The sequence below is a fragment of the Micromonospora endophytica genome (assembly GCF_003236305.1).
GTDB lineage: Bacteria > Actinomycetota > Actinomycetes > Mycobacteriales > Micromonosporaceae > Micromonospora > Micromonospora endophytica.
In genome coordinates, this window is record NZ_POTX01000020.1 from 35,633 (window position 1) to 44,346 (window position 8,714).

Here is an 8,714-nt window from a genome sequence, read left to right on the forward strand (position 1 = left end):
GACCGGGACACAGACGACCGACGCCCGCGCCCGGTGGAAACCGGACGCGGGCGTCGGACCAGGAGCTACTTGGCCTTCTTGGCCTGAACCTTGGCGTACTTCTGCTGGAACTTCGCGACCCGACCGGCGGTGTCCAGGACACGCTGCTTGCCCGTGTAGAACGGGTGGCAGGCGCTGCACGTCTCGACGTGGATCGCGCCGCCCTTGGCGGTGCTACGGGTGGTGAAGGTGTTGCCGCAGGAGCAGGTGACGTCGGTGGTCACGTACTCCGGGTGGATGTTCTGCTTCATGTCGCCTCGGTCCTCTCGTCGTGGTCGCCGGGTCGCCCCTCGCGCTCCAGCGCGTTGATCAGGGCGTGAACCGGAACCGTTGGCCGATTGACCAGTCTGCCATGGGCTTCGGCCGGCCCCGGAGGGGGGCCGTACCAGCTGGTCGCCCGTTGCAACATCAGGCCACCTGTACGCATTCCCGCCCCCGAGGCGAAGCATTCCTCCGCTGGTCGGCGCCATCCGCGCCCGACCGCACAGCCAGCCGCGCCCGACCGCACAGCCAGCGGCAGGCGGTGGACGCGCAGAGGGCGTGGCCGGTATCGGCCACGCCCTCTCGTCGGTCTCACCCGGAAGAGGTCACTCCCCCGGGGTCGACTTGGCGATCTGCATCAGGAACTCGATGTTGGTACGAGACTGCTTGAGCCGGTCCAGCAGGAGGTCGAGCGAGGCCTGCGAGTCCAGCGAGTGCAGCACCTTGCGGAGCTTGTGGATGATGGCCAGCTCCTCCGGCGCGAGCAGGATCTCTTCCTTACGGGTGCCGGAAGCGCTGACGTCCACGGCCGGGAAGGTCCGCTTGTCGGCGATCTTCCGGTCCAGCTTCAGCTCCGCGTTACCGGTGCCCTTGAACTCCTCGAAGATGACCGTGTCCGCCATCGACCCGGTCTCCACCAGCGCGGTGGCGAGGATGGTCAGCGAACCGCCGTTCTCGATGTTGCGGGCCGCGCCGAGGAAGCGCTTCGGCGGGTAGAGCGCGGTGGAGTCGATACCACCCGACATGATCCGGCCGCTGGCCGGCGCCGCCAGGTTGTACGACCGGCCCAGCCGGGTCACCGAGTCGAGCAGCACGACCACGTCGTGGCCCAGCTCGACCAGGCGCTTGGCCCGCTCGATCGCCAGCTCGGCGACGGTGGTGTGGTCCTGCGGCGGACGGTCGAACGTGGCCGCGATGACCTCGCCCTTGACCGAGCGCTGCATGTCGGTGACCTCTTCGGGCCGCTCGTCCACCAGCACCACCATCAGGTGGCACTCCGGGTTGTTGTGCGTGATCGCGTTCGCGATGGCCTGCAACACCATGGTCTTACCGGCCTTGGGCGGCGAGACGATGAGCGCCCGCTGCCCCTTGCCGATCGGCATGACCAGGTCGATCACCCGGGTGGTGAGGATGTGCGGCTCGGTCTCCAGCCGCAGCCGCTCCTGCGGGTAGAGCGGGGTGAGCTTGTAGAACTCCGGCCGCCGCTTCGCCTCGTCCGGCTCCATCCCGTTGATGGTGTCCAGCCGGACCAGCGGGTTGTACTTGTCGCGCCGCTGCTCCCCGTCCCGGGCCGCACGCACCGCACCGGTGATCGCGTCACCGCGCCGCAGGCCGTACTTCTTGATCTGGGACATCGACACGTACACGTCGTTGGCACCGGCCAGGTAGCCGGTGGTCCGTACGAAGGCGTAGTTGTCGAGCACGTCGACGATGCCGGCGACCGGCACGAGGACGTCGTCCTCGCCGACCTGCGGCTCACGGCCGCCGTCGCCGCCGGACTCGACCCGGTCGCCCCGACCCCGCCGACGATCCCGGAAACGACTGCGCCGGCTCCGCCGGCCACCGGCCTCGCCATCGTCATCGCCGTCGTTGTCCCGGTCCGCCCGCTGCCCGCGCTCGTTCCGCTCGCCGCGCTCGGCACGGTCACCGCGGTCGCCGCGCTCGTTCCGGTCACCGCGCTCGGCACGCTCACCGCGCTCGTTCCGGTCACTGCGCTCGGCGCGCTCAGCACGGTCGCCGCGCTCGTTACGGTCACCCCGCTCGGCACGCTCACCCCGCTCGGCACGCTCACCGCGCTCGGCACGGTCACCCCGCTCGGCACGCTCACCGCGCTCGGCACGGTCACCACGCTGGGCCCGTTCGCCACGCTCGGCGCGCTCGTCCCGCTCACCACGGTCGTCACGCTCGGTGCGATCACGGGTGGCCCGGCTCTCGGCGCGCTCGCCGGTGTCGGCGACGACCTCCTCGACGCGCGGCTCCGCCGCGACCGCCCGGGCACGCCGGGTCCGAGGACGTCCTTCGGTCGCGGGTGCCGACTGCTCGGCAGCCCGCCGGTCGGCGCTCGGCTGCTCAGCGGATTCGCGTACGTCCGCGTGGACCTCCTCGCGGACCGGGGCGGCGGCCGCCGCGACCTCGGCCCGTGGTCGAGGGGCCCCCGCAGCGCCGCCCTGCCGCTCGGTGATCGCGCTGATCAGCTCGCCCTTGCGCATGCGAGCCGTCCCCGAGATGCCGAGCGACGCGGCCAGGCTCTGCAACTCCGGCAGCAGCATCGCCGACAGACCCGTGCCGCTGCGCCGGCGACGGGCAGGGGCAGCTGTGGTGGCATCGCCAGCGACGTTGGAAACATCCGACGTCACGTCGGTGGTGTCGCTCAATGGATTCCTTCCCTCGATAGGCCGGGACTGCCCGGAGTCGAAAATCAGGTGGCCGGGCGGCCTCGGTGCACCCGCCTCGCATGACGCTCTGCGGGAGTCTGTGACACAGCAGCCGGTCGGTCGCCCGACCCACCAGAGGACCGGTGAGCGGGTTTCGCCGTCTGCGGCGACCAGTGAAGACTGCGGTGCGGCGTGGGCCTAGGCAGGGATGACGGGGCTTACCGCCGAGAGCTTCGGGGGTGCGCCGACCCGCAGGAGATCGCATGCTTCGCGGCTGTGCTAGGTCTAGAGCGTAATCAACTCTTCCGACCTGCGGCAACAGGGTCCCGCTCCGCGTGTCCGAGTCTACCCTGCCCGACCTGCGCGCCGGGCACGTCTATCGCCAACCGCAGAACCTGCCAATTTGTTCCTGGATCGAAGCCTTCCGGCAGCTCAGACAGGGCGAGCACGGTCGGACCGGCACCACTGACCACGGCCGCCACAGCAGCCCCACGCAGCCGCTCGACCAGGGCTGCGGTTTCCGGCATCCCCGGCGCACGGTAGTGCTGATGCAACCGGTCGAGGGTAGCCGGCAGCAACAGCGCCGGTTGCGTGGTCAGCGCGTGCACCAGCAACGCCGCCCGGCCGGCGGTGAACGCGGCGTCGCCGTGCGGCACGCTGGCCGGCAGTGCCGCGCGCGCGACGGCGGTCAGGCCACGCTCGGCGGGGATCAGCACTGTCGGGTGTACTCCGTCGGCCACCGGCAGCGACACCGCCTGCGCGCCGGCCGGCTCCGTCCAGGCCACCGTGAAGCCGCCGAGCAGGCAGGGCGCCACATTGTCGGGGTGCCCCTCGATCCGCGCGGCCAACCGCAGCACGGCAGCATCGTCGAGCCGGTCCGCCCCGCCGGTCACCAGCGCCCGCGCCAGCAACACGCCGGCGACGATGGCCGCCGACGAGGAGCCGAGACCACGGGCCTGCGGGATCCGGTTCACACACTCCACCGCCAGCCCCGGTGGTTGCCCGCCGAGTTCGTCGAAGGTGGCCCGCATCGCGCGTACCACCAGGTGGTTGTCGTCGACCGGCAGGTCACCGGCACCCTCGCCGGTGACCGTCACCGTCACGCCGTCCGCTGTCACCTCGGCGGCCACGTCGTCGTAGAGCGCGAGGGCGAGGCCCAGCGCGTCGAAGCCGGGCCCCAGGTTCGCGCTGGTGGCGGGGACCCGGACCCGGACCGGACCGGCGGCGAAGGTGGTTGACACGCGCCCCATGCTAGGGCCCGCGACCGGTGGCACGGCGCACCACCCGCCCTCAGGACCGCCGGAACACCGGCACCACCCGCTCTGCGGGCCGTCACGCCACCGGCGTGCCGTGCGCTTCGGTGGCCGGCGCGGTGAGCGAGAGCCGCCGGGTGGCGATCCGCCAGCCGATCGCGTACACCAGGGTGACCAGGCCGCAGCCGGCGAGCACGACCCGCTCGTCCACCACGTCCACCACGCTGGCCACCACCAGTTGGCTGACCGAGATCGCCAGGGTCGCCAGCATCATGTCGGTGGCGAAGACCCGTCCCCGCAACCGGTCCGGCACCTCCCCCTGCAACGCGAAGTTGGACATCACCCAGTTGCCGCCACCGGCGAAGTGCGCCACGAAGACCAGCACCAGCACCAGCGGGAACCAGGGTGCCGCCGCGGTGCCGAGGTAGGCCAACCCGTACGCCGACATGGACAGTGCCAGCCCCGGCAGCAGCCACGCGCGGTTGGTCAACACCCGACGCATCAGGATCGGACCGAACAGGGCACCCGCGCCGCGTACCGCGAACAGCAGGCCGGCGCCGAGCGGACCGACCGCGTACGCCGCGGCGAGCAGCGGGAAGACGGTGAGCACCCCGTTGCCCAGGCCCACCGCCGACTTCACAGTGACCAGCGCCAGCACCCGCGGGCGGTGCCCGATGTAGCCGAGCGCCTCGCGGACGGCCGCCCAGGTCTGCGGCGTCGCCGCGCCGCGCTCCCGGGGTGCCTGCAACGGCCGGCGGATGCGCGTGGCCAGGCCCGCGGCACCGATCAGCGCCACCGCACCCACCCAGAAGCAGACGTACGGCCCGGCGGCGGCGCTGAGCACGCCACCGAGCGACGCGCCGACGATCGTCATCGTGCCCCAGGCCGACCCGGCCACCGCGTTGCCCGCGGCCAACTCCTCCGCGTCGAGCACGTTGGGCAGCCCGGCCTGCGCGGCCGGGGAGTAGAACGCCTTGGCCACCGCGACCACCCCGATGCCGAGCAGGGCCAGCCAGGCCGTGCCGGCGTCGCGGACCCCGAGCAGCAGCAGCACGCCGACCAGCGCGGCGACGTTCGCCACGATCATGATCTTGCGACGGTCGAACCGGTCCGCGATGGTGCCGGTGTACGGCAACAGCAGCGCCACGATGCCGGTGTCCACGGCGAGCACCAGCGCGCCCCACACCCCACTACCGGTCAGGCTCGGCAGCAGCACCAGCAACGGCACCATGACGAACCAGTCGGCCCCGAACACCACCAACTGGGCGAGGAACAGGTTGCGGAAGTCCCGGTTGCGGGTGATCACGGAGAGGGTGGACGCCACGGAGCGGACCATACCCGTCGGCCGTCGACGGCGGAGTCGGCGCGCGGACAGCCGACGCCCCCGGCGGGTCGGTACCCACCGGGGGCGTCACGCCGGACCGGTCAGCTGGTGGGCGGGAACGGCGAGTTGCGGCTCTTGGGCAGCCGGAGCACCTCGAACTGGTCGGTGCCGTCCACGAGCGCGCCCGAGGGCGCCGCCGGCACCGGGCGGCTCTCCGGCGTACGGTCACCGGCCGGGGCGGTCGTCGGGTCGGCCGCGTCCGGCTCGCTGTCGGCGCGGTCCCGGTCGGTCTGCTCGCCGGGCGGCCGCTCGTCGGCGGGCGCCGCGCCGCGACGCCGGGACCGCAGCGCGCCCTTGGTGTCCTCCACCATGGCGTACAACGTGGGCACCAGGACCAGGGTGAGCAGGGTGGAGCTGAGCAACCCTCCGATCACCACGATCGCCAGCGGCCGGGAGATGAAACCACCCTCGCCGGTGAGCCCGAAAGCCATCGGCGTCAACGCGAAGATGGTGGCGATGGCGGTCATCAGGATCGGGCGCAGCCGGTGCCGGCCCCCCTCGATCACCGCCTCCCGTACCCCGAGCCCCTGGGCCCGGTACTGGTTGACCAGGTCCAGCAGCACGATCGCGTTCGTCACCACGATGCCGACGAGCATCAGCACGCCGATCAGCGCCGGCACGCTCAGCGCGGTGCCGCTGACCAGCAGCAGGGCGACCGCGCCGGTGGCCGCGAACGGGATGGACACCAGCAGGATCAGCGCCTGCACCATGCTCCGGAACGTGGCCATCATGATCAGGAAGACGATCGCGATCGCGGCCAGCACCGCCAGGCCCAGGTCGGCGAAGGTCTCCTGCTGCTCGGCGCTGACCCCGCCGAGGGTGAGCGTGGCGCCCGGCACCTCGATCGCGTCGAGACGGCTCTGCAACTCGGTGCTGATCGCGCCGAGGTCGGAGCCGGTGACCGTGCCGGTCACCGAGACACTGCGCTCGCCGTCGATCCGGCGCACCTGCTGCGGCCCCTCGGTCTCGGTGACCTCGGCCAAGGCGTCCAGCCGCACCGGGCCGACCGGCAGGGCCTTCAGCTCCTCCACCGTCACCGGCGGCTGCGCCGACAGGCGCAGCACCACGTCCCGGGTGCCGCCGTCGAGGCTGAGCTGGCCCACCGGCGTACCGCGGAACGCCTGCCCCACGAGTTCACCCACCGCGGCCTCGGTGAGCCCGGCCCGGCTGGCGGCGGTCCGGTCGACAGTCACGTCGATCCGCGGCACCCGGTCGGCCAGGGTGGTCGAGACGTCCTCGACGCCCTCGATGCCGGCCAGTGCCGCCTGCGCCTGCTCGGCCGCGCGGGTCAGCGCCTCCTGGTCGGCGGCGCGGACCACCACCGCGATCTCGTTGGCGGACGCACCGCCCTGCCCGGCCGGGAAGGTGATCTCGCCGGTCTCGGGCCCGAGCTGCGCCAACCGCTCCCGCAGCAGGTCACGCATCTCGACCGCGTCGGTGTCGCCGCCGAGTCGTAGCGCGTAACTGGCCACGTTGTTGCCGGCACTGCCGGCCCACGGCGTGTCCCCACCACCGGCGGTCACCTGGTACGACTCCACGCCGGGGGTGTCGGCCAGCACCGCCTCCACGCGCCGCGCCGCCGCGTCGGTGCCGGCCAGCCCGGTGCCGACCGGCAACTCCTGCCGGATGTTGAGGGTGTCCTGGCCGGAGTCGTCGAGGAAGTTGGTCTCCAGTTGCCGGGCCAGGCCGAAGGTGCCGGCCAGCACCAACAGGCCGGCGGCCACTGTCGCCCAGCGGTACGCGCGCCGGCCGGTGGCGAACCGGATCACCGGAAGGTAGGCCCGCTGCAACGGGCTGCGCAGCTCCCGCTGCTCGGCGGCGCGCCGGATCGCCGCACCGTCGGCCCCGGTCACCGGCTTGAGGAACCAGTACGCGAGCACCGGCACCACCGTCAGCGAGACCAGCAGCGAGGCGAGCAGCGCCACCGTGACGGTGATCGCGAACGGCGCGAAGAGCTGGCCGACGAAGCCGCCGACGAGGGCGATCGGGGCGAAGACCGCCACCGTGGTCAGGGTGGACGCGGTGACCGCACCGGCCACCTCGCGGACCGCGGTGAGGATCGCCTCCCGTTTCGGCCCGCCGTACGTCAGGTGGCGTTTGATGTTCTCCAGGACCACGATCGAGTCGTCCACCACCCGACCGACGGCGACGGTCAACGCGCCGAGGGTGAGCAGGTTGAGCGAGTAGTCGCCGATCCAGAGCGCGAGCAGCGCGACCACCACGGAGAGCGGGATGGAGACCGCGGTGACCACCGTGGAGCGGATCGACAGCAGGAACACCAGGATGACCACCACGGCCATGATCAGGCCCAGCAGACCCTCGGTGCTCAGCGTCTTGATCGACTTCTCCACGAAGGGTGCCTGGTCGAGCACGACGGTCAGCTCGGCACCGGTGGCCGCCCGCAGTTCGTCGAGCCGGTCGGCGACCGCGTGCGAGATCTGCACGGCGTTGCCGTCCGGGTCCGCGGTGACCGCGATGCCCAGGCTCTCCTGACCATTGGTACGGGTGATCGCGGTAGCCGGGGCGAGCTGTTCGGAGACGGTGGCGACGTCACCGAGCCGGACCGGGCCGGCCTTCTTGACGGGCGGCGCGACGACGATGCCGCGCAGTTCGTCAAGAGTGGTCAGCGGGGCACCGACCTGGACCGGCAGGGTGCGGGTGCCGTCGACCACGGCGCCGGCCGGCACCGCCACCCCGTTGGCCCGCAACGCGGTCCCGATCGCGGTCGGCTGCACCTTCGCCTTGGCCAGCTTGGCCGGATCCGGCGTGATCACCACGAGGTCGTCCCGGACACCCGTCAACTCGACGCCGCGGACCCCCTCGATCGCCGCCAGCTCCGGCACCACCGTGTCCCGCAACTTGCCGGCGAGAGCACGCTCGTCACCGCCGCCGCTGGCGGCCAGCACCACGGCGGGCAGGTCGTCGGTGCTGCCCGCGAAGACCTGCGGGTCGACGCTGTCCGGCAGCCGGGTGCGGTTCAGCGCGGCCTGCATCTTGCTGACCACGTCGTCCAGGTCGGTGCCGAACTCGTACTCGACGGTGATGGTGGTCAGACCCTCGCGGGAGACGGAGGTGACGGTGTCGAGGGCCGGAATGCTCCGCAGGCTGTTCTCGATCGGCTCGGTCACCTGCGCCTCGACCACCTCCGGCGCCGCGCCGGGGTACGAGGCCACGATGAAGGCGGCGGGAAACTCCAGCGACGGCAGGAGTTGCTGCTTCAGCGACGGTACGGCGTACACACCGAACGCCGTGGTCACCACCGCGATGAGGGCTACCAGCCCCCGGTTGGCGAGGCTGAATCTGGCGAGCAGCGACATCGGCGGGGCTCACTCCTGAGGGAGACGGTCCTGGGGGTACGAGCAGTGTGCCCTGTCCCTTATACACATCTCCGAGCCCACGAGA

5 protein-coding genes are annotated in these 8,714 nt (G+C 72.0%); all 5 read right to left on the reverse strand.

Annotated features, from left to right (window positions below; genetic code table 11):
* Window positions 1–65: 65 nt before the first annotated feature.
* The gene (gene rpmE, locus C1I93_RS05180) at window positions 66–290 is read right to left on the reverse strand and encodes a 50S ribosomal protein L31 (protein WP_111242065.1); all 225 of its coding nucleotides are present in this window, start codon (window positions 288–290) and stop codon (window positions 66–68) included.
* A gap of 336 nt (window positions 291–626) precedes the next feature.
* Window positions 627–2,675 (reverse strand): transcription termination factor Rho, encoded by a 2,049-nt coding sequence (gene rho / locus C1I93_RS05185; RefSeq protein WP_111242066.1) that lies wholly within the window; start codon window positions 2,673–2,675, stop codon window positions 627–629.
* 296 nt (window positions 2,676–2,971) lie between these two features.
* Window positions 2,972–3,916 carry a homoserine kinase gene (gene thrB, locus C1I93_RS05190; RefSeq protein WP_111242067.1) on the reverse strand — a complete coding sequence of 315 codons (945 nt, stop codon included), beginning with the start codon at window positions 3,914–3,916 and terminating at the stop codon, window positions 2,972–2,974.
* Between the two features lie 91 nt (window positions 3,917–4,007).
* Window positions 4,008–5,252, reverse strand: a complete 1,245-nt coding sequence (locus tag C1I93_RS05195) for an MFS transporter (RefSeq protein ID WP_111242071.1) — start codon at window positions 5,250–5,252, stop codon at window positions 4,008–4,010.
* Window positions 5,253–5,353: 101 nt separating this feature from the next.
* Window positions 5,354–8,629 (reverse strand): efflux RND transporter permease subunit, encoded by a 3,276-nt coding sequence (locus C1I93_RS05200; RefSeq protein ID WP_111242068.1) that lies wholly within the window; start codon window positions 8,627–8,629, stop codon window positions 5,354–5,356.
* Window positions 8,630–8,714 lie beyond the last annotated feature (85 nt).